Source organism: Thauera mechernichensis (assembly GCF_029588855.1).
Lineage (GTDB): Bacteria > Pseudomonadota > Gammaproteobacteria > Burkholderiales > Rhodocyclaceae > Thauera > Thauera mechernichensis.
Map to the genome: position 1 here is coordinate 1 of NZ_JARQZE010000025.1, position 23,996 is coordinate 23,996.

General features: G+C 65.4%; 23 protein-coding genes. 17 read left to right on the forward strand and 6 right to left on the reverse strand.

Annotated elements, in window-relative coordinates; all coding sequences use genetic code 11:
• Window positions 1–1,661: adenylyl-sulfate kinase (cysC, locus tag P7F68_RS18705; RefSeq protein WP_277835418.1), on the forward strand; the 1,661-nt coding region annotated here is incomplete at its 5' end.
• A gap of 319 nt (window positions 1,662–1,980) precedes the next feature.
• Here the strand turns inward: cysC and P7F68_RS18710 are convergent.
• The gene (locus P7F68_RS18710) at window positions 1,981–3,315 is read right to left on the reverse strand and encodes a PEP-CTERM sorting domain-containing protein (protein ID WP_232431663.1); all 1,335 of its coding nucleotides are present in this window, start codon (window positions 3,313–3,315) and stop codon (window positions 1,981–1,983) included.
• 341 nt (window positions 3,316–3,656) lie between these two features.
• Between P7F68_RS18710 and dnaX the strand changes: the two genes are divergently transcribed.
• The 9 genes from dnaX (at window position 3,657) to P7F68_RS18755 (ending at window position 11,243) form a co-directional block, all read left to right on the forward strand.
• Window positions 3,657–5,627: a DNA polymerase III subunit gamma/tau gene (gene dnaX / locus P7F68_RS18715; RefSeq protein WP_277835421.1), complete on the forward strand. Its 1,971-nt coding sequence runs from the start codon at window positions 3,657–3,659 to the stop codon at window positions 5,625–5,627.
• Between the two features lie 83 nt (window positions 5,628–5,710).
• Window positions 5,711–6,034 carry a YbaB/EbfC family nucleoid-associated protein gene (locus P7F68_RS18720; protein ID WP_002926821.1) on the forward strand — a complete coding sequence of 108 codons (324 nt, stop codon included), beginning with the start codon at window positions 5,711–5,713 and terminating at the stop codon, window positions 6,032–6,034.
• Window positions 6,035–6,047: 13 nt separating this feature from the next.
• Window positions 6,048–6,641, forward strand: a complete 594-nt coding sequence (recR, locus tag P7F68_RS18725; protein ID WP_002926820.1) for a recombination mediator RecR — start codon at window positions 6,048–6,050, stop codon at window positions 6,639–6,641.
• Window positions 6,642–6,855: 214 nt separating this feature from the next.
• Entirely contained in the window at window positions 6,856–7,449 is a 594-nt protein-coding gene (gene petA, locus P7F68_RS18730) for a ubiquinol-cytochrome c reductase iron-sulfur subunit (RefSeq protein ID WP_002926818.1), read from the forward strand.
• Window positions 7,450–7,452: 3 nt separating this feature from the next.
• On the forward strand, window positions 7,453–8,721 hold the full coding sequence (locus P7F68_RS18735) for a cytochrome b (protein ID WP_002926815.1): 1,269 nt from the start codon (window positions 7,453–7,455) through the stop codon (window positions 8,719–8,721).
• On the forward strand, window positions 8,718–9,473 hold the full coding sequence (locus P7F68_RS18740) for a cytochrome c1 (protein ID WP_002943257.1): 756 nt from the start codon (window positions 8,718–8,720) through the stop codon (window positions 9,471–9,473). The genes P7F68_RS18735 and P7F68_RS18740 overlap by 4 nt, the downstream gene beginning before the upstream one ends.
• 108 nt (window positions 9,474–9,581) lie before the next feature.
• Window positions 9,582–10,178 (forward strand): glutathione S-transferase N-terminal domain-containing protein, encoded by a 597-nt coding sequence (locus P7F68_RS18745; RefSeq protein ID WP_002926809.1) that lies wholly within the window; start codon window positions 9,582–9,584, stop codon window positions 10,176–10,178.
• Window positions 10,179–10,228: 50 nt separating this feature from the next.
• Window positions 10,229–10,720, forward strand: coding sequence for a ClpXP protease specificity-enhancing factor (locus P7F68_RS18750; protein WP_002943258.1), 492 nt, complete (start codon window positions 10,229–10,231; stop codon window positions 10,718–10,720).
• A gap of 10 nt (window positions 10,721–10,730) precedes the next feature.
• Window positions 10,731–11,243: a hemerythrin domain-containing protein gene (locus tag P7F68_RS18755; RefSeq protein ID WP_002926807.1), complete on the forward strand. Its 513-nt coding sequence runs from the start codon at window positions 10,731–10,733 to the stop codon at window positions 11,241–11,243.
• A gap of 56 nt (window positions 11,244–11,299) precedes the next feature.
• Here P7F68_RS18755 and P7F68_RS18760 read toward each other — a convergent pair whose 3' ends face one another.
• Window positions 11,300–12,577 carry a D-amino acid dehydrogenase gene (locus tag P7F68_RS18760; protein ID WP_277835428.1) on the reverse strand — a complete coding sequence of 426 codons (1,278 nt, stop codon included), beginning with the start codon at window positions 12,575–12,577 and terminating at the stop codon, window positions 11,300–11,302.
• Window positions 12,578–12,759: 182 nt separating this feature from the next.
• On the opposite strand from P7F68_RS18760, the gene P7F68_RS18765 reads away from it, so the two are divergent.
• Window positions 12,760–13,761, forward strand: coding sequence for a class 1 fructose-bisphosphatase (locus P7F68_RS18765; protein ID WP_002926803.1), 1,002 nt, complete (start codon window positions 12,760–12,762; stop codon window positions 13,759–13,761).
• Window positions 13,762–13,775: 14 nt separating this feature from the next.
• Window positions 13,776–15,521 (forward strand): autotransporter assembly complex protein TamA, encoded by a 1,746-nt coding sequence (locus P7F68_RS18770; protein WP_277835430.1) that lies wholly within the window; start codon window positions 13,776–13,778, stop codon window positions 15,519–15,521.
• A 65-nt stretch (window positions 15,522–15,586) separates the two neighbouring features.
• Here the strand turns inward: P7F68_RS18770 and P7F68_RS18775 are convergent, their stop codons facing one another.
• Genes P7F68_RS18775 through P7F68_RS18790 form a run of 4 tightly spaced genes read right to left on the reverse strand, consistent with a single transcriptional unit; the run spans window position 15,587 to window position 18,751 of the window.
• Complete coding sequence (locus tag P7F68_RS18775; protein WP_002943262.1) at window positions 15,587–16,363, reverse strand: LamB/YcsF family protein; 777 nt, start codon at window positions 16,361–16,363, stop codon at window positions 15,587–15,589.
• A 35-nt stretch (window positions 16,364–16,398) separates the two neighbouring features.
• A complete protein-coding gene (locus tag P7F68_RS18780; RefSeq protein ID WP_277835433.1) occupies window positions 16,399–17,460 on the reverse strand; it encodes a 5-oxoprolinase subunit C family protein in 1,062 nt (353 codons plus the stop codon).
• Window positions 17,457–18,221, reverse strand: coding sequence for a 5-oxoprolinase subunit PxpB (pxpB, locus tag P7F68_RS18785; protein WP_277835435.1), 765 nt, complete (start codon window positions 18,219–18,221; stop codon window positions 17,457–17,459). The genes P7F68_RS18780 and pxpB overlap by 4 nt, the downstream gene beginning before the upstream one ends.
• Before the next feature lie 14 nt (window positions 18,222–18,235).
• Window positions 18,236–18,751: a winged helix DNA-binding protein gene (locus P7F68_RS18790; protein WP_270069400.1), complete on the reverse strand. Its 516-nt coding sequence runs from the start codon at window positions 18,749–18,751 to the stop codon at window positions 18,236–18,238.
• Between the two features lie 215 nt (window positions 18,752–18,966).
• On the opposite strand from P7F68_RS18790, the gene P7F68_RS18795 reads away from it, so the two are divergent.
• The 5 genes from P7F68_RS18795 to groES all read left to right on the forward strand — a co-directional run bounded on the left by P7F68_RS18795 (window position 18,967) and on the right by groES (window position 23,972).
• On the forward strand, window positions 18,967–19,956 hold the full coding sequence (locus P7F68_RS18795) for a TRAP transporter substrate-binding protein (RefSeq protein WP_277835439.1): 990 nt from the start codon (window positions 18,967–18,969) through the stop codon (window positions 19,954–19,956).
• A 56-nt stretch (window positions 19,957–20,012) separates the two neighbouring features.
• Window positions 20,013–20,534 carry a TRAP transporter small permease gene (locus P7F68_RS18800; RefSeq protein WP_002926790.1) on the forward strand — a complete coding sequence of 174 codons (522 nt, stop codon included), beginning with the start codon at window positions 20,013–20,015 and terminating at the stop codon, window positions 20,532–20,534.
• Between the two features lie 9 nt (window positions 20,535–20,543).
• A complete protein-coding gene (locus tag P7F68_RS18805; protein ID WP_277835441.1) occupies window positions 20,544–21,842 on the forward strand; it encodes a TRAP transporter large permease in 1,299 nt (432 codons plus the stop codon).
• Window positions 21,843–22,038: 196 nt separating this feature from the next.
• Window positions 22,039–23,418 carry an L-serine ammonia-lyase gene (locus P7F68_RS18810; RefSeq protein WP_277835443.1) on the forward strand — a complete coding sequence of 460 codons (1,380 nt, stop codon included), beginning with the start codon at window positions 22,039–22,041 and terminating at the stop codon, window positions 23,416–23,418.
• A gap of 263 nt (window positions 23,419–23,681) precedes the next feature.
• Window positions 23,682–23,972, forward strand: a complete 291-nt coding sequence (gene groES / locus P7F68_RS18815; protein WP_002926786.1) for a co-chaperone GroES — start codon at window positions 23,682–23,684, stop codon at window positions 23,970–23,972.
• Window positions 23,973–23,996 lie beyond the last annotated feature (24 nt).

The window sequence follows — 23,996 nt, forward strand, 5'->3', positions numbered from 1 at the left end:
CGGCCGAGCGCGAGCAGGGCATCACGATCGACGTGGCCTACCGCTTCTTCTCCACCGACAAGCGCAAGTTCATCGTCGCCGACACCCCGGGCCACGAGCAGTACACCCGCAACATGGTCACCGGCGCGTCCACGGCGGATGCAGCCATCCTGATGGTCGATGCGCGCAAGGGCATCCTCACCCAGACGCGCCGCCACAGCTACCTGGTGTCCCTGATCGGCATCCGCCACGTCGTGGTCGCCATCAACAAGATGGACCTGGTGGGCTACGCCGAGCCCATCTTCCGCGAGATCGTCGAGGACTACCGCGCCTTCGCAGCGCAGCTCGGTCTCGAGGGCATCACCTTCATCCCGATGTCCGCCTTCAAGGGCGACAACATCATTGCCCCCAGCGACAACATGCCCTGGTACCACGGCACCACGCTGATGGGTTATCTCGAGACCGTCGAGGTGGACGATTGCCGCATGCAGCGCGCCCCCTTCCGCCTGCCCGTGCAGTGGGTCAATCGCCCGAACCTCGATTTCCGCGGTTTTGCCGGCACCATCGCCAGCGGTGTGGTCAAGCCGGGTGATCGCATCCGCGTTCAGCCCTCGGGGCGCGAGAGCACGGTAGCGCGGATCGTGACTCTGGACGGCGACCTGGCACAGGCGGTAGCCGGGCAGTCGGTCACGCTCACGCTGGCCGACGAGATCGACATTTCGCGCGGCGACGTGATCTCCACGGTCGAGGCGCCGGCCGAGGTCGCCGACCAGTTCGAGTGCACGATCAACTGGATGCACGACGAGCCCATGCTCGCCGGGCGACCCTACCTGCTCAAGATCGGCGCGCGCACGGTGACGGCCACGATCACCGACATCAAGTACCAGGTCAATGTGAACACGCTCGAGCATGTCGCGGCCAAGAAGCTGGAACTGAACGCGATCGGCGTGTGCAACATCAGCCTCGACCGTCCGATCGCCTTCGATGCCTATCGCGACAACCGTGACACCGGCGGCTTCATCCTCATCGACCGGCTGTCCAACAACACCGTCGGTGCTGGCCTGCTGCACTTCGCGCTGCGCCGGGCACACAACATCCACCTGCAACACGTTGACGTGAACAAGCAGGCGCGTGCTGCGCTCAAGAACCAGCACGGTTGCGTGCTCTGGTTCACCGGCCTGTCGGGTGCGGGCAAGTCCTCGATCGCCAACCTGGTCGAGAAGAAGCTGCACGCGCTGGGCCACCACACCTACCTGCTCGACGGCGACAACGTGCGCCACGGGCTGAACAAGGATCTCGGCTTCACCGACGCCGACCGTGTCGAGAACATCCGCCGCGTGGCCGAAGTCGCAAAGCTGATGGTCGATGCCGGCCTCATCGTGCTCACCGCCTTCATCTCGCCCTTCAAGTCCGAACGCCGTATGGCGCGCGGCCTGGTCGAAGAGGGGGAGTTCGTCGAGGTCTTTGTCGACACCCCGCTCGAAGTCGCCGAGGCGCGCGACGTGAAGGGCCTCTACAAGAAGGCCCGGCGCGGCGAGCTGAAGAACTTCACTGGCATCGACTCGCCCTACGAGGCGCCGGAAGAGCCTGAACTGCGCCTCGACACCACCCGGCTTGACCTCGACGCTGCGGCCGACACCGTGCTGGCATGGCTCGAGGCGCGGGGAATGCTCGTGCGTTGAATCGAGCAGTGAGCAAGGATGGGGGCGACCCCATCCTTGCCCTCAGTTACTGAGACTGCGCGTAATCGGCGCACATCTCGCACAGCAGGTCGAAAAGCGTTTCAAGTTCCTTGCGTCCGGTGTTCATCATCGGCTCCTTCCGATTCGCGGCGACAAGTGGGGCGCGCGCCTGTCGAACAAGCCCGGGTGGCCTCGTCCCTGCTCCTGCAAGCCCCATCCCGCTTGAGGCAGCTTACGTCGCTCGCTCAGGAGAGGCCAATCGAAACGCATCATCGCGCCGATTGGCCTCGGCAATGCCCGTCCGGAAGCACGAGACAGCTCAGGAGGCCCGACGCGTCAGGCACCAGCCGAGCAGCCCCGCAGCGATGAGCACGAGGACGCCGGGCTCGGGGACGGGGGAGACGAACTCGGTCAGCGGTGTCATCGTGCCGGTAAAGCGTCCTTCCTCGGCAAAACGCAGGCCGGTGATGAAGGCCAGCGGGTTGGCCGGGTCCAGTCCGGCGGTGGTCTCGATCCCCAGCACGCGGAAACGGTCGACGCCGTCGTCATCGAACACGAGTTCTTCGCCGCCAAGGACGTTGGTCTTGAAGGGCACCCACGCGCTGCCGTCCCAGAGTTCGATATCGTAGAGCGAGTCGCCGATCCCGGTCGGGAGCAGCACGGCGCGGATCAGCGGGTCGCCAGCGCCGATGGCATAGTCGTAACCGACAGCCACTAGCGGATCTATGAAGATGATCTCGTCGGGAGTGACGCGCTCGATGGTGAACTTGAATACCGTATCGCCGGTCGGGTCGATTCCGCCGCTGGGCAGGTAGACACCGTCCGGCGCCCCTTCGGGCAGCAGCATGAAGTCGAAGAAGCTACGCGAGCGGCTCAGGATGTTGGCGTTCGACACCGGCGCGGATTCGTCGCGGCGGTCGATCAGGCTGACCTCGACCGAGTACATCTTGTCGCCGCTCAGCAGGGTGCCGAGATCGGCATAGTCGCCGATCCGGAACGAGGACACATCGGGCGCCATGAAGCTGCGGCTAAACAGGATGTCGCCCGAGATGGAGTCACCGGGCTTGTAGTCCAGGCTCCATATCTGCACCCGCACGCTGTCGTGGCTCGAATCTTCATAGACCCCCCAATTGAAGGTCATGTCCTCGCCACTGCCGCTGACACGCATGTTGGAGACGAAGGGCAGCACAGTTGCGCCTTCGATGGAGGGCAGGGTGCCGACAGCGGCATATGCGTCCGTCGGGTCGCTCCGACCGAACAGGCTCCAGCCGGCCGTGCTGGGGTTGTAGGGCACGTTCTCACCCAGCTCGGCATTGAAGAACAGCATGCCGTCCCCGACCGAGCGCGCATACTGGTTCGGCGCGACGGTGACCGGATCGTAGACGAGACTGGTGTAGTGCACACCGTCCTGGGTGGCGATGATCTGGGTGGCGGCGCTGGGTGTGGAGCCTGGATTGGGGGTGACGTTCAAGGCGCCGATCGTCTGCCTTACGCCGGCGAAGATGCGTACGGAGTTGTCGCTGCGATTGTCCAGGAAGTGATAGCTGTCGCTGACGGTGATGGCGGCGTCCGCCGTGCTCGCCTGCAGCAGGCAAAGGCTCATTGCCGCCGTCAGGGCTACCCTCTGCGGCGATAAGCTGTTTCTTGTGTTCATGCGAGTCTCCTGCGGGGTGTTGTTTTGTAGGTGTCCGGTGGTCGCCCGGACAGAGTGGTCGAAGCAATTTTTGTGCGAGTGGTATATCCCGCTGGCAAGTCGCAGCCGGCTGTGATCGACGCCGAGTTGGGGTGGGCATGTGTAAGGAATGCCGACACTTTCCCGGCGGCAGGAAGTTTCGATGCCGATCGGTTCGGTGGAGCAGCCCACAGGCGCAGCGGCGCAGGCCATCGATTCCGCTGATACCCCGGCAGATCCGAGTGCAGTCTCCTTCGGGCTCTCGCGGCGGGCGCTGCACTGCAGGGGGGCGCGGCGGCCACGCTCTGCTAGAATCGCCCGCCATGAGCTATCAGGTCCTTGCGCGCAAGTGGCGGCCGAAGTCCTTCGGTACGCTGGTCGGTCAGGAGCACGTGGTGCGTGCGCTGTCGCATGCGCTCGCCACCGGCCGTCTGCATCACGCCTGGCTGTTCACGGGCACGCGCGGCGTCGGCAAGACGACGATCAGCCGCATTCTGGCCAAGGCGCTCAACTGCGAGACCGGCATCACCCCCGAGCCGTGCAACACCTGCGACGCCTGTCGCGCGATCGACGCCGACCGCTTTCCCGATTACGTCGAGATGGATGCGGCTTCGAACCGTGGCGTGGACGATATGGCGGCGCTCCTCGACAAGGCGGTGTATGCGCCAGTGCAGGGGCGCTACAAGGTGTACATGATCGACGAAGTGCACATGCTCACCGGGCATGCCTTCAACGCCATGCTGAAGACGCTCGAGGAGCCGCCCGAGCACGTCAAGTTCATCCTCGCCACCACCGACCCGCAGAAGATCCCGGTAACGGTGCTGTCGCGCTGCCTGCAGTTCAACCTCAAGCAGATGCCGCAGGGGCATATCGTCGAGCACCTCACGCGCATCCTGCAGGCCGAGCAGGTGTCATTCGAGCCTGGTGCATTGCGCCACCTCGCCAAGGCGGCGAACGGCTCGATGCGAGATGCGCTGTCCCTGCTCGACCAGGCGATCGCGCATGGCGCGGGCAAGGTCGAGGAGGGGCAGGTTACCCACATGCTGGGTACGGTGGGCGACGACCACCTGTACGCGGTGCTCGATGCCCTGGTCGCGGCTGATGTCCCTGCGCTGCTGCGAGTGGCTGATGGCATGGAGGCGCGCAGCTTGGCCTTCGATGCGGCCCTGCAGTCGCTGGCGACGCTGCTGCACCGCATTGCGCTGGCGCAGTTTGCGCCCGAGGCGATCACCGACGAACTCGAGCGCGCGCGCGTGGCGGCCTACGTGCAGGCCTTCGATGCCGAGTTCCTGCAGCTTGCCTATCAGATCGCCATCCACGGCCGTGATGAGCTACCGCTTGCGCCGGATGAGTACACCGGCTTCACGATGACGCTGCTGCGCCTGCATGCATTCCGTCCCGAGCAACCCGCAGCGCTCGGTGGGCCGGGCGTGGCGCCTGGGGGTGGTGGCTTGGCGCGGGCGGTGCCTGCGTCGGCGAGGCCGGCGCCAACGGTGTCCGCGTCGGTTGCTGCGGCGAGGCCGGAGCCGCCGGTCGCGGCCATAACACCGCCACCTGCCGCGGTCGCACAGCCTGCCGCAGAGCCGCCGCCAGCGATGGCTCCGCAGCCTGCCGAGGCCAAGCCGGCGGCGGTCGGCACCGCGCAAGCGGTGTCGGGGCATGACGTGCCGCCGTGGGAGGATCTGCCGCCCGAGGCCTATGCCGACAGCGCGGCCGTTGTCGAACGCGTGCATGCCGTGTCGTCTTCGCTGGGAGCTGCGAGCGAGGCTGCGTCAGCTCCCGCTCCTGCCCCGGTGGCTCCTGCCTCAGTGGCTGCTGCTGCAGAGAAGTCCGTGGTAGTGCCGGAGGCGACGATGGCGCCGGATGCAGCTGCCGGCAAGGCTGCACGCGGCGATGCTGCGACCCTGTTCGCGCTTGGTGATTGGCGCGGGCTGGTGCGTGCGCTTGAACTCGGTGGCCTCGTGCGCGAACTTGCCCAGCATTGCGAATGGGTCGATTTCAGCGATGAGGGCCTGCAGTTGCGCCTGTCAGTGGCGCACCGTCATCTGCTCGACATGAACCCGGGGGCGCTCGAGCGCCTGCAGGGCAGTCTGTCGTCAGCCCTCGGGCGTACGCTCAAACTGCGCATCATCGTCGGCGACATTGCCGGTGAGACGCCAGCGCAGCGCGACGAGGTCGAGCGTCGTGCGCGCCATGCCGAGGCCGTTGCCGCGCTCGAGGCCGATCCCTTCGTACGCGAGCTGATCGAACGTTTCGACGCCACGCTCGTCGAGAGTACCGTGAGGCCGCTTTGAGCCGCTGCTTGCGGTGTCGGCCTGCGGCACACCCTTCCTGAAACATTTACCTTGAATCCCAACCATACGACGGAGCGCACATCATGATGAAAGGCGGTATTGCCGGCCTGATGAAGCAGGCCCAGCAGATGCAGGAAAACATGAAGAAGATGCAGGACCAGCTGGCCTCGATCGAAGTCGAGGGGCAGTCCGGTGCCGGCATGGTCAAGGTACAGATGACCTGCAAGTACGATGTGCGCCGCGTCTCCATCGATGCCTCGGTCATGGATGACAAGGAGATGCTCGAGGATCTCGTCGCCGCAGCGCTCAACGATGCGGTGCGCAAGGTCGAAACCGCCACCCAGGACAAGATGGCGAGTGTCACCGCGGGCTTGAATCTGCCGCCCGGCATGAAACTGCCGTTCTGAGCGTAGCCGTCCGATGTCGCCGTCCAGCCTCGACGAGCTGATCGAGGCGCTGCGTTGCCTGCCCGGCGTGGGGCCGAAGTCGGCCCAGCGCATGGCCTACCACCTGTTGCAGCGCGACCAGCGCGGCGCAGCGCGCCTTGGTCGTGCGCTCACGCATGCGCTCGAAGTGTTGCGTCACTGCGAGCGCTGCAATACGTTTTCCGAGGAGGTGGTGTGCCAGCGCTGCGCAAATCCTCGCCGCGACGCGTCTCTGTTGTGCGTGGTGGAAATGCCGGCCGATCTGGCGATGATCGAACAGACCCAGACCTACAATGGCCTCTACTACGTGCTGATGGGGCGCTTGTCGCCGCTCGACGGCATCGGGCCACGTGAGCTCGGCCTGGACAAGCTGATCGCGCGGGCGACGGACGACAGCGTGCGCGAGGTGATCCTTGCCACCAACTTCACCAACGAGGGCGAGGCAACGGCGCACACGGTGGCCACCCTGCTCGCAGCGCGTGGGGTCAAGGTGAGCCGCCTGTCGCGTGGGGTGCCGGTTGGTGGAGAGCTCGAGCATACCGACACCGGCACCATTGCCCAGGCCCTGGTGGAGCGGCGTGCGCTCTGACCCATCCCGGGCTTCATGACGCGGCCGGTGGCGAGGATGCTGCAGCGCCACATTTGACCCGCCCGGAGACCGACCGAAAGCCCTCGCATTGTCGCGGAAAGCCTTGTGGCAGAAGGCGATGCGCGCTTTGCGCTTTCTCTGCTGCGGTGACTCCGGTATAATTCTCGGGTTATCTGTATCCAGGTCTTTCATTTTCCTTTCTGGGAAGAGGGTCATGAGCGTTGATCAAAAGATGGACAGCAGCCGCCGCACTCTGCTGCTCGCTACGTCCGCCGCCGGCGGCGTGGCCGCAGTGGCGACCGCGGTGCCGTTTGTTGCCAGCCTGACGCCGTCCGAGCGCGCCAAGGCAGCCGGTGCGCCGGTCGAAGTCGATGTGAGCAAGCTCGCTCCGGGCGAGATGATGACGGTGGAGTGGCGGGGCAAGCCGGTGTGGGTGCTGCGCCGCACGCCCGAAATGCTCGCGTCGCTCGATGCTACCGATGCGCGCGTCAGCGATCCGAATTCGGACAAGCCGATGCAGCCGGACTACGCAAAGAACAAGCATCGCTCCATCAAGCCGGAGTACCTCGTCGCCGTGGGTATCTGTACCCACCTCGGCTGTTCCCCGTCCGAGAAGTTCAAGATGGGTGCCGAGAGCGGCATGGGCGCCGACTGGCAGGGTGGCTTCCTGTGCCCCTGCCATGGCTCGCTCTTCGATCTGGCCGGTCGCGTCTACAGCAGCATGCCGGCGCCGGACAACCTCGAAGTGCCGCCGCACCAGTACCTCGCGGATTCCACCATTCTTGTTGGCGAAGACGGGAAGGCCTAAGCGATGACGACCAAATCACAAGCCCTGCTCAACTGGATCGACGAGCGTTTTCCGCTTACGTCGTCGATCAAGGGGCATCTCACCGAGTACTACGCGCCGAAGAACTTCAACTTCTGGTATTTCTTCGGTTCGCTCGCCCTGCTGGTGCTGGTCATCCAGATCCTCACCGGCATCTTCCTGGTCATGCACTACAAGCCGGATGCGTCGCTCAACGCCTCGGGCGTGCCGGTGGCCTTCGCCAGTGTCGAGTACATCATGCGTGAAGTGCCGGGTGGCTGGTTGATCCGCTACCTGCACTCGACCGGCGCGTCGGCGTTCTTCGTCGTTGTGTACCTGCACATGTTCCGTGGCCTGCTCTACGGTTCCTATCGCAAGCCGCGCGAGCTGATCTGGATCTTCGGTACCCTGATCTTCCTGGTGCTGATGGCCGAAGCCTTCATGGGCTACCTGCTGCCGTGGGGGCAGATGTCCTTCTGGGGCGCGCAGGTGATCGTGAACCTGTTCTCGGCGATTCCTCTCATCGGGCCCGATCTGGCGCTGGTGATCCGCGGCGATTTCGTCGTGTCCGACGCCACGCTGAACCGCTTCTTCTCCTTCCACGTCATCGCCGTGCCGCTGGTGCTGATCGGCCTCGTCGTTGCGCACATCATCGCGCTGCACGAGGTTGGCTCCAACAACCCGGACGGTGTCGAGATCAAGAAGAAGAAGGACGCCAACGGCATCCCGCTCGACGGCATCCCCTTCCATCCGTACTACACAGTGAAGGACATCGTCGGCGTCGTCGCCTTCCTGTTCTTCTTCAGCGCGGTGGTGTTCTTCGCGCCAGAGGGCGGGGGGTACTTCCTCGAGTACAACAACTTCATTCCCGCTGACCCGCTGAAGACCCCGCCGCACATCGCGCCGGTCTGGTACTTCACGCCCTTCTACTCGATCCTGCGCGCGGTCACTTTCCCGCTGTTCGGCCTCGATGCGAAGTTCTGGGGTGTGGTCGCGATGGGGGCCTCGGTGGTGATCATCGCCTTCCTGCCGTGGCTCGATCGCAGCCCGGTGAAGTCGATGCGCTACAAGGGCCCGATCTTCAAGGCTGCAGTTGCCATCTTCGTGGTGTGCTTCATCATCCTCGGTTACCTTGGCGTGCTGCCGCCGACCCCGGGTCGCACCCTGGTGTCGCAGATCTGCTCGGTGCTGTATTTCGCCTTCTTCCTGCTGATGCCGTGGTACAGCAAGCTCGACAAGTGCAAACCCGAACCGGAAAGGGTGACTTTCAAATGAAAATGCGCGTGATCAACCTCATCAAGCGGGCAGCAGCGGTGCTGCTGTTCGCCCCGGCCGTGGCGCTGGCGGCGGCGGCCTCGGTGCAGCTCGACAAGGCCCCGGTCAGTACAGATCCGGCTGCCCTGCAGCATGGCGCCAAGCTGTTCGTCAACTACTGTCTGAGCTGTCACAGCGCGAGCTTCAAGCGCTACAACATGCTCACCAACATCGGCCTGTCCGAGCAGGAAATCCGTGACAACCTGATGTTCACCGCCGAGCGCGTCGGTGATCTGATGACCGTGGCCATGCGCCCGGCCGATGCCAAGGTCTGGTTCGGCACCGCGGTGCCCGACCTGACCCTGGTAGCGCGCCAGCGCAACTCGGGAGACGGCAGTGGTGCGGACTGGCTCTACACCTACCTGCGTCAGTTCTACCGTGACACGGAGCGTCCCTCGGGCTGGAACAACGTGGTGTTCGAGAACGTGGGCATGCCGCACGTGTTCTGGGAGCTGCAGGGCGAGCAGGTGGCCAGCATCACCGAGAACGCCGATGGCACCAAGAACGTGCAGCTGTCGCTCGCCAAGCCGGGCAAGCTGAGCGTAGAAGAGTACGACAAGGCCGTCGCCGACCTCGTGTCCTTCATGGTCTGGATGAGCGAGCCGATTGCCGAGAAGCGCAAGGCGATCGGTACCGTCGTGCTGATCTTCCTGGCCGGCATGTTCGTGCTCAGCTACGCGCTGAAGAAGAACTACTGGAAGGACATTCATTGATCGAAAACGCGGCAGGCCGCAAGGCCGGTTAGCGCGGTCCGACCCCAGACGCACCACGCGCTACCGCGTGGTGCGCTTTTGCTTTATGAATTCCGGAGTGGCAACACCATGATGAACCTTTATTCCGGCACGACCGATCCCTTCAGTCACCGCTGCCGGATCGTGCTGTTCGAAAAGGGCATGGATTTCGAAGTCATCGACGTCGATCTCTACAACAAGCCCGAAGACATCGCCGTCATCAATCCCTACAACCGCGTGCCGGTGCTGGTGGATCGCGACCTCGTGCTCTACGAGTCCAACATCATCAACGAGTACATCGACGAGCGCTTCCCGCATCCGCAGCTGATGCCGCCCGACCCGATCATGCGCGCTCGTGCACGTCAGTTGCTGCATACCTTCGAGCAGGAGTTGTTCACCCACCTCGAGGCGCTCGAGGCCGGGCAGAAGGGTGTCGACAAGGTGCGCACCCATGTGCGTGACCACCTGACTCAGCTCGCGCCGGTGTTCACCAAGCAGAAGTTCATGCTGGGTGACGAGTTCTCGATGCTTGACGTCGCGATCGCGCCGCTGCTGTGGCGCCTCGAGCACTACGGTATCGAGCTGCCCAAGGCTGCAGCGCCGTTGATGAAATACGCCGAGCGCATTTTCAGCCGCCAGGGCTTCATTGACGCACTGACCCCGTCCGAGAAGGTCATGCGCCGCTGAGCGGGCCGGGGCGGGCCCCCAGTGGCGCAGCCCCGATCAACGGAGTGAAGATGAGCATCGTTTCGACCAAGCCGTATCTGCTGCGCGCAATCTGGCAGTGGTGCATCGACCAGGGTTTCACGCCCTATATCGCAACTGCCGTTGACGAGCACACGCGTGTTCCGCCCGGTTACGCCCGCGATGGCCAGATCGTGTTGAATCTCGCCCCTGACGCCACGGGCCAACTGCAGATGGAGAACGACTTCATCAGCTTCCAGGCGCGCTTCGGTGGTGTTGCACACTCGCTGGTCATTCCTGTCGCCAACGTGATCGCCATCTATGCGCGGGAGAACGGGCAGGGCATGGCCTTCGAGCCCGAGCTCGAAGAGGATGCGGCCGGCCTCGAGGATGAGGCTGTCGACGGCGAAGAAGCTGCCGGCACGGAGGCCGTGGTCGAAGACATGGGCGACGCGGCGGCACAGGCCCGCGCCGAAGCTGCAGATGGCGCCGGCGATGCCTCTCCACGCCCGCCGCGCGGCAGTCATCTCAAGCTGGTCAAGTGAGGAGCATGCCGTGACAGGTCTGGTTTGGAGCGAAGCGCTCGAGAACAAGCTCGAGCCGATGGACGCCACGCACCGCGAGTTCGTGGCGTGCTACAACGCGGTAGTCGAGGCGGCGCCCGAGCAGTTGCTGGCGGCCTTCGATGCGCTCATCGCGCACACCGAAGAGCACTTTGCGCTCGAGAACGGGTGGATGGAAGCCGTTGACTTTCCGGGTTGCCATCGCGCCGAGCACGATCGCGTGCTTGCAGTCATGTACGACATCCGCAAGCGCGTCGCGGGGGGCGACACCTTCTTCTTCAAACGCCTGGTCGAGGAGTTGCCGGCCTGGTTCCGCAATCATGTCGACGGCATGGATGCCGCGCTCGCATTCCATTTGCAGAGCGTAGGGTTCGACTTCGAGGCTGGCGTGCTGCCTGCGCTCGCCGAGGGCGAGCAGCGCGGTGAAGGCTGTGCGTGCGCCAGCCTCAGTGCGGAGTCCGCATGCCAGCCGGAGACTGCGCGTAGCCCGGCCTGTTCGGGCTGACCAGGGCACTCTGCTGGCGTATTCCCTGCGCGTTACAGTTCATCGCGACGCGGTTTTCAGGTCTTGCGGCCGTCGCGGAAAGGAAAGTCGAGCGCGGGCTGCCGTCCGCTCATGAGTTCGGCCAGGGCTGCGGCGGAGCCGCAGGCCAGCGTCCAGCCCAGCGTTCCGTGCCCGGTGTTGAACCACAGCCGATCGTGCCGGCCGCGGCCGATCACCGGAACATTGCCGGGTGTTGCCGGCCTCAGCCCGGCCCAGGCTTCGGCCTCGGCGATGTCGATTGCACCCGGGAAGCGGGTGCGCGCCCAGTCGAGGATTCCCGCTACGCGTTCCGGCCTGATCCTCGTATCGAACCCATTGAGTTCCGCCGTGCCTGCGATGCGCAGTCGATCGCCGAGTCGCGAGCAGACGATGCGGCGGGATTCGTCGGTCAGGCTCACGCTGGGCGCGCGGCTCGGGTCGACCACCGGTGCCGTGATCGAGTAGCCCTTTACCGGATAGATCGGTAGCTTTTCGTCCAGCGGTGCGAGCAGACGCGGGCCGTAGCTGCCCAGGCAGACAACGAAGGCGTCGGCATGCAGCAGATGCAACTCGCCGCGCGTGTCGCGGATTTCGACGGCCTCGACGCTCTCCCTCCTGGTTGCCGCAGCGCTCAGGATGCGCGTGATCTCGCACCCCCAGTGCATGCGTGCCCCAGCGCTCGACAGGCGCAGGGCAAGCATCTGGGTGAAGAGGTGGGCGTCGCCCGACTCGTCGCCTGGCGCATACAGCCCGCCTGCCAGCGAGTCCGCCTGTGCCGCGAGTGCGGGCTCGATGCGCAGGCATTCGGCTTTGGTGCAGACCCGGGCTGCGATGCCGAAGTGCGTGAGTTCCTGCACCCGCCTGCCGGCCTGGGAGAACTCTGCCGGGCTGTGAAACAGATGCAGGATGCCGCGTTCGAGGTGTTCGTAGTGCAGGTCGAGTTCCGCGCGCAGGGCGCGCAGGCGCTCGCCGCTCCAGCGCGCCAGGTGCGCGATCGCAGCCGTATTCCGGCGTGTCCGCCAGGGCAGGCATTCGAGCAGAAAGCGCGCCCCCCACTGCCACTGGGCCGGGTCGGTGGTGGGGCGGAACATCAGGGGCGCATCGTCACGGCCGAGCCAGCGCAGCACTTGCAGCGGTGCACCCGGGTTGGCCCAGGGCTCCGGGTGGCTGATCGAGATCTGGCCGCCGTTCGCGTAACTGGTCTCGAGCGCTGCCGCGGGTTGGCGGTCGACGATGCTGACGTCGAACCCGGCCTGGTGCAGATACCAGGCTGTGGTGACGCCGGAGAGGCCGGCACCGAGGACCAGGACATGCATGGGTGGGGCGTGCGCCTTCTGTTGAGGGCCGGGGATGGGTTCCGGGGCTGCGATCATACCCCCGCGCTTCAGCGCGCGGAACCGCTTGCCGGCAGTGCTATGGGCATTTACCCCGTGCGCTGCCGGCGTGGAACCGCGATAATCCACGCCTGTCCGTCTATCGAGTCGATTGGAGTTCCTTCATGCGCCGTGTCACCCTTACCCAGTTCCTGATCGAGCAGCAGCGTGCAGGTCGCATCAGCCCCGATCTGCGTCTGCTGATCGAGGTTGTTGCGCGTGCGGTCAAGGCCATCAGCGTCAACGTATCCAAGGGGGCGCTCGCCGGCGTGCTCGGCGAGGCCGGTACCGACAACGTGCAGGGCGAGGCGCAGAAGAAGCTCGACGTGATCGCCAACGAGATCCTGCTGCAGGCCAATGAGTGGGGTGGCCACCTTGCGGCCATGGCCTCGGAAGAGGTCGAGACCGTGCACCAGATTCCGTTCGACTATCCCAAAGGTGGTTTCCTGCTGCTGTTCGATCCGCTCGACGGCTCCTCGAACATCGACGTGAATATCTCCGTGGGCACGATCTTCTCGGTGCTGCGCAACCCCGCGGGCGGCAGCGAGCCGACCGAGGCCAACTTCCTGCAACCGGGCAGCGAGCAGGTCGCTGCAGGTTATGCGGTGTATGGCCCGTCGACCCAGTTGGTTCTCACCGTCGGTAATGGTGTGCATGGCTTCACCCTCGATCGCGAGATGGGTAGCTTCGTATATACCCAGCCGTTCATGACCATCCCGGTCGACACCCAGGAGTTCGCCATCAACGCATCCAATGCGCGCTTCTGGGAGCAGCCGGTGAAGCGCTACGTGGATGAGATGCAGGCGGGCAAGGGCGGCCCGCTCGGCAAGGACTACAACATGCGCTGGGTGGCGTCGATGGTCGCCGACGTCCATCGCATCCTGACCCGTGGCGGCATCTTCATGTACCCAATGGATGAGAAGTGCCGTGCAAAGGGGGGCAAGCTGCGTCTCATGTACGAGGCCAACCCGATGGCGATGCTGGTCGAGCAGGCTGGCGGCGCAGCCTCTACCGGTCGTGAGCGCATCATGGACCTCAAGCCCACCGAACTGCACCAGCGCGTGCCGGTGATCCTGGGCTCGAAGAACGAAGTCGAGCGCGTTGTCTCCTATCACCTCGAGGCTTGAGCCGGGTGGGTCGGATGCGGTGCTTGGTGCGGGTTGCCGCTGTGCTTGGGGGGCTGGCGCTGCTCCCCGTGCCCGGCGCGTATGCGCAGCAGGCACTGGCGGTCGGCCTGGATGCGCCCGATGCCGTCAAGCCCTTGCTCGAGCGTCACGTTCGCCTGCTGCGTCGTGCAGACCTTGTCGTTCCCGAGGCGGACGCCGACCGCGCGGCGATGACACGGCGGACGCGCCGTGAGGTCGCCGAGTTGCTTGCCACCGAGGGCTACTTCAGCCCGCGTGTCCGCATCGACCGCAGCGCGGCCGGGCAGTGGGTAATTCAGGTCGAACCCGGGCCGCGTACCACGATTGCGGCGGTCAACATCGAGTTCGAGGGCGAGCTTGCCGCGCCCGGCGCCACTGCGGAGCTTGAGCGTCTCCAGGACCTGCGTTCGCGTTGGTCCCTGCCGGTGGGCGACGCCTTCACTCAGGGCGCGTGGGACGGCGCGAAGCAGCAGCTCCTCGATGCCGTAAGCGCGCGTCGCTACGCCGCCGCCCGCATCGTTCGCAGCCGTGCCGAGATCGATCCCGAGGCCGCAACGGCAAGGCTCAGCGTGACGCTCGACAGCGGGCCGGCCTTCTACCTCGGTGCTCTCGAGGTCGAGGGGCTTGAGCACCTGCCGGCCGACCTCGTTCAGCGCTACAGCCTTTTGCGACCGGGTACGCCATACGACCGCGAAGCGCTTCTGGCTTTCCAGACCGGCTTGCAGAATACGCCGCACTTTGGCTCGGTGATCGTCGACATCGAGCGCGACCCCGCATTGGCTGCAGCAGTACCGATACGGGTGCAGGTGACCGAGGCGCTGCCGAAGTACGTTGGTTTCGGGGCGGGTTTTTCCACCAACACCGGGGCGCGCGTCGAGACCACCTATCGCGACTCCAACCTGCGTGGCCGTGGCTGGGAGTTCGCCACCGGCCTGCGTGTCGAGCAGCGCCGCCAGGCGCTGTACGCCGACGTGTTCCTGCCGCCTAGGGGGCGGCATCGCGACAGTTTCGGCGCGCTCGTCGAGCGCAGTGATCTCGAGAACCTCGTCGTCACCTCGCAAGCCGTGGGCGCGACCCGCAGTGCAACCCGTGGCGACATCGAAACCCAGTTGGCGCTGCGCTTGCAGCACGAGAACATCGCGCCCGCTGGTGCGCCGCAGCGTTCCAACAACACCCTTACCGCAAACTGGACATGGGTGAAGCGGGCGGTTGATGACCTGCTCGACCCCACCCGTGGCTATGTATTCGAGTACCAGGTTGGCGGTGGTACCGCGATCGCCTTGGCCGAGCAGGACTTCGTCCGCTTGTATTCGCGCTTCGTTCGCTATCAGCCGGTGCGCGGCAGCGATGTCTTCATCCTGCGCGCCGAGGCGGGCATGACGGTTGCAGACAGCCGTGAGGGTATCCCGCAGGACTTCCTTTTCCGCACCGGTGGCGCGCAGACCGTGCGCGGCTACGACTACCAGAGCCTCGGCGTCAGGGAGGGCAGCGCCACCGTCGGTGGCCGCTTCCTCGCAGCGGCGAGTGCAGAGTATGTGCACTGGTTCAAGCCGCAGTGGGGGGGCGCCGTATTCGTGGATGCAGGTGATGCCGCGGATACGCGCGACGACTTCGACCTACGCGTCGGTTATGGCGTTGGAGCGCGCTGGCGCAGCCCGGCCGGGCCGCTCGCAATCGACCTCGCATGGGGCCACCAGGCGCGCAGCCTGCGTTTGCACTTCGGCGTCGCCATCGCGTTTTGAGTACACCTTCACCGCGAGCGGTGGAGTGTGTGTGCAGAACAGCGCCACAGCATGCAGGCTGCGCTTCAGCCATGGCGCAGTGCGGGTAGCGTGCTCACTGTCCAGCCGCGCGCTTCCAGCGCAGTGCGCAGCAGCCGTGCGCTATCCACCGCGCCCAGGGTGTCGCCATGTACGCAGATGCTGTCCATCGTCGCCGGCAGGACCTTGCCGTTCTGGCTGACTACGGCGCCGGCGTCGAGCATGCGCAGCACGTGGGAGACGAGCTGCTCAGGGTCATGGATGACGGCGCCCGGCTGACCGCGTGGCACCAGGGTGGCATTGTCGGTGTAAGCGCGGTCGGCAAAGATCTCGCCAGCGACCTGAAGACCTGCACGCTGGCCGGCGAAGTACAGCTCGGACAACACGGGGGCGAGCAGAATGAGCTGTGGGTCGATGGCGCTCACCGCACGCGCCACCGCGTCAGCGAGCGCTGCATCCTCGCAGGCCTGGTTGTTCAGCGCGCCATGTGGCTTGACGTGTGTGACGCGCCCGCCTTCGGCCGCGGCCAAGCCGGCGAGCGCGCCAACCTGGTAGATGATCATGGCTTCGAGTTCGGCCGGCGCCATCTTCATCGGCCGGCGGCCGAAGCCCTGCAGATCGGGGTAGGCGGGATGGGCGCCCAGGCTGACCCCGGCGGCAAGCGCACAACGCACGGTGTGGCGCATCACGACCGGGTCACCGGCGTGAAATCCGCAGGCGATGTTGGCCGAGCGCACCACCTGCAGTAGTGCCTCGTCCTCGCCCATCGTCCAGGCGCCGAAGGATTCGCCGAGGTCGGCGTTCAGATTGATGGTCTTGTTCATGTGCAAGTCTCCTTAGGCAGGGGCGGCTCTGAGGTTCAATACAGCGGCCGGTATTCGGGGCCGAGCGCATGAACGACGCCGTCGACCAGATTGCTGCTGTACAGCGCCACCAGGTCCACGCCGTCGGCAGGCAGAGGGCGGATCGAGGCGATCAATGCCCGGGTCTCGGCCTCTGTCGCGCGCGCGACCCGTGCCCCTTCGGTGGCAGTAACGGCGGCAAAGCGCAGCGTCTGTCCGGGGCGCAGTGCGGCGAGTCGGCCGAGGTCGGCGGTGATCACGGTGGCGATCTTCGGATAGCCGCCTGCGGTCTGGGCGTCGGCGAGCAGTACGATCGGCTGGCCGGCGCCGGGCACCTGGATGGAGCCGGGCACGGTGGCGTCGGACACAATTTCTGCGGCGCCGGCATGCTCGAGGCGCGCGCCTTCGAGGCGGATGCCCATGCGGTCGGCTTCCGCGCTGATGCGGTAGTTGCCGCTGACCAGCGTCGCCAGCGCATCGGTGCCGAAATGGTCGGCCTGCGGGCCGGGCACCACGCGGATCGGGCGCGTGTCGGCGGCGGGCGCTTGGGCGAGCACGCGGTCAAGGCCTCGGGTCTCGTCAGTGGCTGGGGCCAGGGCCAGGCGTGTGCCGGTGGTCAGCGCGCGGCCGCTGCCGTTTGCCCCGCCGAGGCCAGCGCGTACATAGGTCGAGGCACTGCCCATCACCGCTGCAACATCGAGCCCTGCGACCGCGACCATGGCAATGCGGCCGTTGTCCATCTTGCGGATGCGCAGCGCCTCACCTGCAGCCAGCGTCAGCGAGCGCCAGGGGGCGAGCTGCCGGCGTCCACCGGTGTCATCGATCTCCACCACCGCGTCGCCCGCGACCGCCAGCTTCACCGCGCCGCCGTGTGCCACGACATGCAGCCCGCCATCGAAGCACTCGATCACCGGTGCGTACTCGGGGCGGCCGGCCAGAGCGTTGGCGATGCGCATCAGTCGGCGATCGAGTACGCCCGCCCAGGGCACGCCGATGCGACGGAAGCCGCGCCGGCCGTCGTCCTGGATCGAGGCGAAGGCGCCCGGTGAGACGATCTCGAGTTCGGTTCTGGCGTTCATGCTGCAGCCTCGCTGGCGCTGCTGGCATCGGCGACGCACCACTGCATCGGGTCGATCTCGCCGCGGCGTAGCCCGGCTTCGAGTGCGCGGTATTCGTCCGCGCTGACGGGGACGAAGCGCACCTTGTCGCCGGCGGCGAGCAGTGAGGGCGATGCGCGGCGGGCGTCGAACAGCGGCACGGGGCAGCGTCCGAGCAGGTGCCAGCCGCCGGGGCTTTCCCAAGGATAGATGGCGGTAAGGCCGGTTGCGATCGCCACGCTGCCGGCGGGAACACGCACGCGGGGCTGGCTGCGCCGTGGCAGGTGCAGGCGCTCGGCCAGATCACCCATGAAGGGAAAGCCAGGCAGGAATCCCAGCATGTAAACCAGGTACTCGGTGCCGCTGTGCAGCGCCACCACCTCGGCGGCGTCGATGCCGAGCGTGCTCGTCACTTCGGCGAGGTCGGGTGCGGCCTCGCCCTCGTAGCAGACGGGCAGCTGCCAGTGGCGGCCGTCCGTGGGTGTGCAGTGCTCGACAGCGTCGATCAGCGGCTGCAGCGCTGGGAGCAGGGTGTCGCGGTCGGTGACGAGCGGGTCGAAGAACACCGTCAGCGAGCGGAAGGTGGGCATGGACTCGATCACGCCCGGCAGCCCGCCGCCATGTTGCAAGCGCAGGATGGCGGCGTCCAGGGCGTTCACGGCGGCGAGCAGGGCGGGGTCGATGACGTTGCCGAACTCGATGGTCAGCGCGGCGTCGCCGGCGTCGAGGATGCGGTGGCTCACTGGCGCGCTCCGGCTTACAGGGACGATGTCGATGCCGCACGGGCCGCTTGGTCGTAGCGGCCGGACAGGGTGCGCAGCAGACGGGCGAGTTCGCCGATCTGGGCGTTGTCTTCCGGTGTGCCGGTGAATCCGGGCATCAGGCAATCCTCGCGTACATCGCGATATGCCATGCACACATCGTGCCCTTGCTCGGTAAGCGAGAAGAAGGCTTCCTTGCCACGCCTGGCACTCTTTACCAGGCCGAGACCGGCCAGCTTGCGCAGTGAGTAGGAAACCACGTGGGTGTCCTCAATGTTGAGCACGAAAGCGATGTCACCGAGGCGCTTCTCGATGTCGCGGTGGGCAACGTGGTGCAGGACCAGCACGTCGGTCGGCGTCATGTCCTTGACGCCGGCAGCCGTCATGCACCGAGTCATCCAGCGCGCAAAGGCGTGCCACGCAATGATCAGGCCGAACTCGAACTCGGACAGTTCGGGCGACTTGGATGACACCAGGTGTTGGGAAGACACGATGCGGTTGGCCTCACTCATGACAGTCTCCGGGGCAGTGGTGGGATGGGTGTTCAGGGATTGAAGGTATTTCGAGTGCGTTATAAATATGTTTCGTTAAAAAAACGTATACGTTTTGTTGACAAGATAACCATAAAATCTCTATCGTGCAATAACGGTGGCTTATGGATTGCAGGTTGCCGCCTAATCACCAGCCTCTCGGGGCGCTTGCCCTCCCATACTCAGGAGTAGATGCCATGACTTTCTCGCACCCTTTGCTAAAGGCGATCACCGCTTCAATGCTTGGGCTCGGCATTGCCGCTGCTGCTCAGGCTCAGACCGTCTGGGACATGCCCACGCCTTACCCGGCCAGCAACTTCCACACCGAGAACATCCAGCAGTTCGCCAACGAGGTCGCCGAGGCCACCGGCGGCAAGCTCAAGATCACCGTCCACGCAAACGGGTCGCTGTTCAAGGCCAACGAGATCAAGCGCGCGGTGCAGGGCGGTCAGGCGCAGATCGGTGAGGTGATCATCTCCGGCCTGGCCAACGAGGATGCGCTCTATGCGCTCGACACCGTGCCCTTCCTCGCCACCGGCTACGAGGACTCGAGGAAGCTGTGGCAGGTGTCGAAGGAGGCGGTCGAGGCGCGCCTGGCGAAGAACGGCCTGAAGATCCTGTATTCGGTGGCGTGGCCGCCGCAGGGGCTGTACTCGAAGACCGAACTGAACACGATCGGCGACCTCAAGGGCATGAAGATCCGCTCCTACAGCCCGACCGTGGCACGCATGATCCAGCTCATGGGTGGCCAGCCCGTGACCGTGCAGGCCGCCGACCTCACTCAGGCGCTGTCGACCGGCGTGGTGTCGGCCAACCTGACCTCCTCGGCCACCGGCTATGACACCAAGAGCTGGGAGCAGCTCAGCCACTACTACGACATCCAGGCCTGGCTGCCGAAGAACATCGTGTTCGTCTCGCAGAAGGCCTTCGATGCGCTCGACCAGCCCGCGCGCGACGCCTTGCTCAAGGCGGCTGCCGCTGCCGAGGAGCGCGGCTGGAAGGTCTCGGAAGAGAAGACCGCGTGGTACATCGATCAGCTCAGGACCAACGGCATGAAGGTGGAGCCTGCGCCCGCCGCGCTGCAGGCCGACCTGCTCAAGATCGGCGAGCAGATGGCGGCCGAATGGGCCGAGAAGGCAGGCCCCGATGGCCAGGCCATCCTCGACGCCTACCACAAGCTGAAGTAAGTCCGTGCCGTCGCCGGGGGCCGCACGTGCGGCCCCCGGCCTTTCCGGAGACCGCCATGAGAGCATTCCTTGATTCGCTGTACCGTCTGTCCGGTGCCCTCGCCGCCGTCGGCATGATCTTCACGCTGGTGATGGTCGCCGCCGGCGTATTCACCCGGCCTTTCAACATCTACCTGCCGGGTACCGATGACTACGCGGGCTATGCGATGGCGGCCTGCGGCTTCCTCGCGCTTGCCTACACCTTCAAGCACGGCGAGCACATTCGCGTGAGCCTGGTTATCGAGCGCCTCGGGCCGGGCATGCGGCGCGTGGCGGAGTGGTTCGCGCACGGCGCCGGCGTGGTGGTGGCGTCAATGCTCGCCTGGTATGCGGTACGCCTGGCCTGGCAGTCGCATGAATTCGAGGAGATCTCGCAGGGCATCGACGCCACGCCGCTGTGGATCCCGCAGCTGTCGATGGCGATCGGGTCGGTGATCCTGCTGATCGCCGTGGTCGACGACTTCATTCAGGTCAGCCTCGGGCGCGAGCCGCAGCGCCTGGCCAAGGCCAGCGCCGAAGAAATGGCGCACATGGAATAAGGGGCCATCATGGAACTCACCGCTGCACTCGTTCTCATCGGCCTGATGGTGCTGCTGCTCGCCGGCGGCCTTTGGATCGGCCTCTCCCTGATGGCCATCGGCATCCTCGGCATGCTCGGCTTCACCACCCGCGCCCCCGGCGACGGCATGGCCGTTGCCATCTGGAGCCACGGCTCGAGCTGGACACTGACCGCGCTGCCGCTTTTCCTGTGGATGGGCGAAATCCTGTTCCGAACCCGGCTGTCGCAGGAGATGTTCAAGGGCCTGTCGCCCTGGCTCGAGCGCCTGCCCGGCCGGCTGCTGCACACCAACGTGATCGGCTGCACGCTGTTTGCGGCGGTGTCGGGCTCGTCGGCGGCGACCTGCGCCACCATCGGCAAGATTGCGATGCCCGAGCTCAGCCGCCGCGGCTATCCCGAGTCCATGGTGCTGGGCACCCTGGCCGGCGCGGGTACGCTCGGGCTGCTGATCCCGCCTTCGATCATCATGATCGTGTATGGCGTGGCGGCCGATGTTTCGATCTCCAAGCTCTTCATCGGGGGCGTGCTGCCGGGCATCCTGCTCGCGTCCTTGTTCATGGGCTGGGTGGTGATCTGGTCGCTGATGAACCGCGACAAGATCCCGCCGGCGGACCTCAAGACCAGCTTCATGCAGAAGCTCGCCGCGTCGAGAAACCTGATCCCGGTGGTACTGCTGATCGCCGGCGTGCTCGGCTCGATCTATTCGGGTATCGCCACCGCCACCGAGGCGGCGGCGATAGGCGTGATTGGCAGCCTGATCATCGCCGCAGCGCAGAAGTCGCTGACCCGCGAGAGCTTCATTGCCGGCCTCATGGGCGCCACCCGGCTGTACTGCATGATCGCGCTCATCCTCGCCGGCTCGGCCTTCCTGACCCTGGCGATGGGCTACATCGGCCTGCCGCGCCATCTGGCTGAGTGGATCGGCACGCTCAACCTCACGCCCGGCATGCTGCTGTTCGCCCTTGCGATCTTCTTCGTGCTGCTCGGCTGCTTCCTCGACGGCATCTCGATCATCGTGCTGACGATGGCGGTGCTGCTGCCGACGATCCAGGCGGCGGGCATCGATCCGCTGTGGTTCGGCGTTTTCGTGATCGTGGTCGTGGAGATGGCGCAGATCACTCCGCCGGTAGGCTTCAACCTGTTCGTGCTGCAGGCGCTGTCAGGCAAGCAGATCAGCACCATCGCCTGCTACGCGCTGCCATACTTCCTGCTGATGGTGCTGGCGCTGATCCTGCTCTATGTCTTTCCCGGGTTGGTGACGTGGCTTCCCGGGCAGATGATGGGGTAGCGGGTCGTGCGCCGCTGAGGGTCTTGACCTGAGCCCAGCCGATTGCTCCGAGGTTGCCGGATAAATGCGGGTGGCGATGAAGAGCCTCCGGTTGAGCAGCCTGGTTTCAAGGTCGAGAATGCCGCTCGTGAGTCTATGAGCATTTGCGTCCCTGGCGGAATTGAAGCAAGGCCACTTTCCAGACCGGAGTTTCACCATGTCCATCAGCGTGCTCGACCTTTTCAAGGTGGGTATCGGCCCGTCCAGTTCGCACACCGTCGGCCCCATGCGTGCCGCCCACGATTTCGTCGCAGCGCTCGGGGGCCGTGGGCTGGTGGATGCGGTGACGCGGATCGAGGTGAAACTCTACGGCTCCCTGTCGGCGACGGGTGTCGGTCATGGCACCGACCGGGCCGTGGTTGCAGGCCTCATGGGGGCTCGCCCGGACGAGGTTGATCCCGATTTCCTGGTTGATGCGGTGGATGCCGTAAGTATCGATGGCGTATTGCCGTTGCCCGGTGGGGGTGAGCTGGCATTCGACTGGGCGCGCGACATGCGCCTGCTGCCCGTGAGCTTGCCCTACCACCCGAACGCGATGCGCCTGGCGGCCTACGGCGAGGCCGGCCTCCTGCATGAGAACACCTATTACTCAGTCGGTGGCGGCTTTGTGATCGACGAGGCACAAGCCCAGGCAGGTGACTTGGCGGCGGAGGAACTGGCGCTGCCTTACCCTTTCGCCACCGCGTCCGAGTTGCTCGCGCAGTGTCGCCGCCATGGTCTGCGCATCAGTCAGCTGATGCTCGCCAACGAGGGCGCCTGGCGCAACGAGGATGATACGCGGCAGGCACTGCAGCGTATCTGGGCGGTGATGCAGGCCTGCGTGGCACGGGGCATGCGCCATGAGGGCGTGTTGCCAGGCGGGCTCAATGTGCGGCGCCGCGCTCCGGACCTGCATCGCACGCTCAGCGCACGGGCGGCGGGCCGCAACCTGATCAGCGACACGATGGCAGCGCTCGACTGGGTCAATCTGTTCGCGCTGGCAGTCAATGAGGAAAATGCCGGCGGTGGTTGCGTGGTCACCGCGCCTACCAACGGGGCAGCTGGCATCATCCCTGCCGTGCTGCACTACTACATGAAGTTCATGCCGGGCAGCAGTACGCGCGACGTGGAGGACTTCCTGCTTGCGGCGGCGGCCGTGGGCGTGCTTTGCAAGACGAACGCCTCGATCTCGGGCGCGGAGGTCGGCTGCCAGGGCGAGGTCGGTTCGGCCTGTGCGATGGCTGCTGCGGGCTTGACCGAGGTGCTGGGCGGCAGCCCCGAGCAGGTCGAGAATGCGGCCGAGATCGGCCTCGAGCACAACCTCGGCCTGACCTGCGACCCGATCGGCGGTCTTGTGCAGGTGCCCTGCATCGAGCGCAACGCGATGGCCTCGGTGAAGGCCATCAACGCCGCCCAACTTGCCCTGCGCGGCGACGGCGCACACACGGTCTCGCTCGATCAGGCGATCCGCACCATGCGCGATACCGGTCGCGACATGCTCGACAAGTACAAAGAGACCTCGCGCGGCGGCCTGGCGGTGAGCTTCCCCGAGTGCTGAACAATGCTGTGCTGGCCGAGTTCTGGTGTAGAGGCAGGGAGCCTGCGCCGCATGAGCGATGCTGCCGAACAAATAGTTTCGGCCTCCCACCCTTGAAATCCATTGGGGCCGTCCCTATTATTAGCACTCGTTGGCGGTGAGTGCTAACACGTGGCGGCGATCAGTCGCACCCGTTGGTGCTCGAGCCACTGCAGATTCACCCGCGGGCTTTGCCCGCGGATCAATCAACCCAAACAGTTGAACCGTAACAAGGAGAGAACTCGATGAAGATTCGTCCCCTGCACGATCGCGTGATCGTCAAGCGTCTGGAAGCCGAGCGCAAGACCGCCAGCGGCATCGTGATCCCGGACAGCGCCGGCGAGAAGCCCGATCAGGGCGAAGTCCTGGCTGTCGGCAACGGCAAGATCCTGGACGACGGCAAGGTGCGTCCGATGGCCGTCAAGGTGGGCGACAAGGTGCTGTTCGGCAAGTATGCCGGCCAGACCGTGAAGGTCGAAGGCGAAGAGCTCCTCGTGATGCGCGAGGAAGACATCATGGGCGTGGTCGAGGCCTGAGCCTCCTGCAAGCCCCTGCAACGC

Coding starts and splice junctions, on each gene's coding strand:
- recR (WP_002926820.1), top strand. CDS start 6,048: ATGTCGCCGTCCAGCCTCGACGAGCTGATCGAGGCGCTGCGTTGCCTG.
- P7F68_RS18765 (WP_002926803.1), top strand. CDS start 12,760: ATGCGCCGTGTCACCCTTACCCAGTTCCTGATCGAGCAGCAGCGTGCA.
- P7F68_RS18805 (WP_277835441.1), top strand. CDS start 20,544: ATGGAACTCACCGCTGCACTCGTTCTCATCGGCCTGATGGTGCTGCTG.
- dnaX (WP_277835421.1), top strand. CDS start 3,657: ATGAGCTATCAGGTCCTTGCGCGCAAGTGGCGGCCGAAGTCCTTCGGT.
- P7F68_RS18745 (WP_002926809.1), top strand. CDS start 9,582: ATGATGAACCTTTATTCCGGCACGACCGATCCCTTCAGTCACCGCTGC.
- P7F68_RS18720 (WP_002926821.1), top strand. CDS start 5,711: ATGATGAAAGGCGGTATTGCCGGCCTGATGAAGCAGGCCCAGCAGATG.
- P7F68_RS18770 (WP_277835430.1), top strand. CDS start 13,776: ATGCGGTGCTTGGTGCGGGTTGCCGCTGTGCTTGGGGGGCTGGCGCTG.
- P7F68_RS18750 (WP_002943258.1), top strand. CDS start 10,229: ATGAGCATCGTTTCGACCAAGCCGTATCTGCTGCGCGCAATCTGGCAG.
- P7F68_RS18760 (WP_277835428.1), bottom strand. CDS start 12,577: ATGCATGTCCTGGTCCTCGGTGCCGGCCTCTCCGGCGTCACCACAGCC.
- P7F68_RS18790 (WP_270069400.1), bottom strand. CDS start 18,751: ATGAGTGAGGCCAACCGCATCGTGTCTTCCCAACACCTGGTGTCATCC.
- P7F68_RS18710 (WP_232431663.1), bottom strand. CDS start 3,315: ATGAACACAAGAAACAGCTTATCGCCGCAGAGGGTAGCCCTGACGGCG.
- P7F68_RS18810 (WP_277835443.1), top strand. CDS start 22,039: ATGTCCATCAGCGTGCTCGACCTTTTCAAGGTGGGTATCGGCCCGTCC.
- P7F68_RS18775 (WP_002943262.1), bottom strand. CDS start 16,363: ATGAACAAGACCATCAATCTGAACGCCGACCTCGGCGAATCCTTCGGC.
- P7F68_RS18800 (WP_002926790.1), top strand. CDS start 20,013: ATGAGAGCATTCCTTGATTCGCTGTACCGTCTGTCCGGTGCCCTCGCC.
- P7F68_RS18735 (WP_002926815.1), top strand. CDS start 7,453: ATGACGACCAAATCACAAGCCCTGCTCAACTGGATCGACGAGCGTTTT.
- P7F68_RS18795 (WP_277835439.1), top strand. CDS start 18,967: ATGACTTTCTCGCACCCTTTGCTAAAGGCGATCACCGCTTCAATGCTT.
- P7F68_RS18780 (WP_277835433.1), bottom strand. CDS start 17,460: ATGAACGCCAGAACCGAACTCGAGATCGTCTCACCGGGCGCCTTCGCC.
- P7F68_RS18740 (WP_002943257.1), top strand. CDS start 8,718: ATGAAAATGCGCGTGATCAACCTCATCAAGCGGGCAGCAGCGGTGCTG.
- petA (WP_002926818.1), top strand. CDS start 6,856: ATGAGCGTTGATCAAAAGATGGACAGCAGCCGCCGCACTCTGCTGCTC.
- groES (WP_002926786.1), top strand. CDS start 23,682: ATGAAGATTCGTCCCCTGCACGATCGCGTGATCGTCAAGCGTCTGGAA.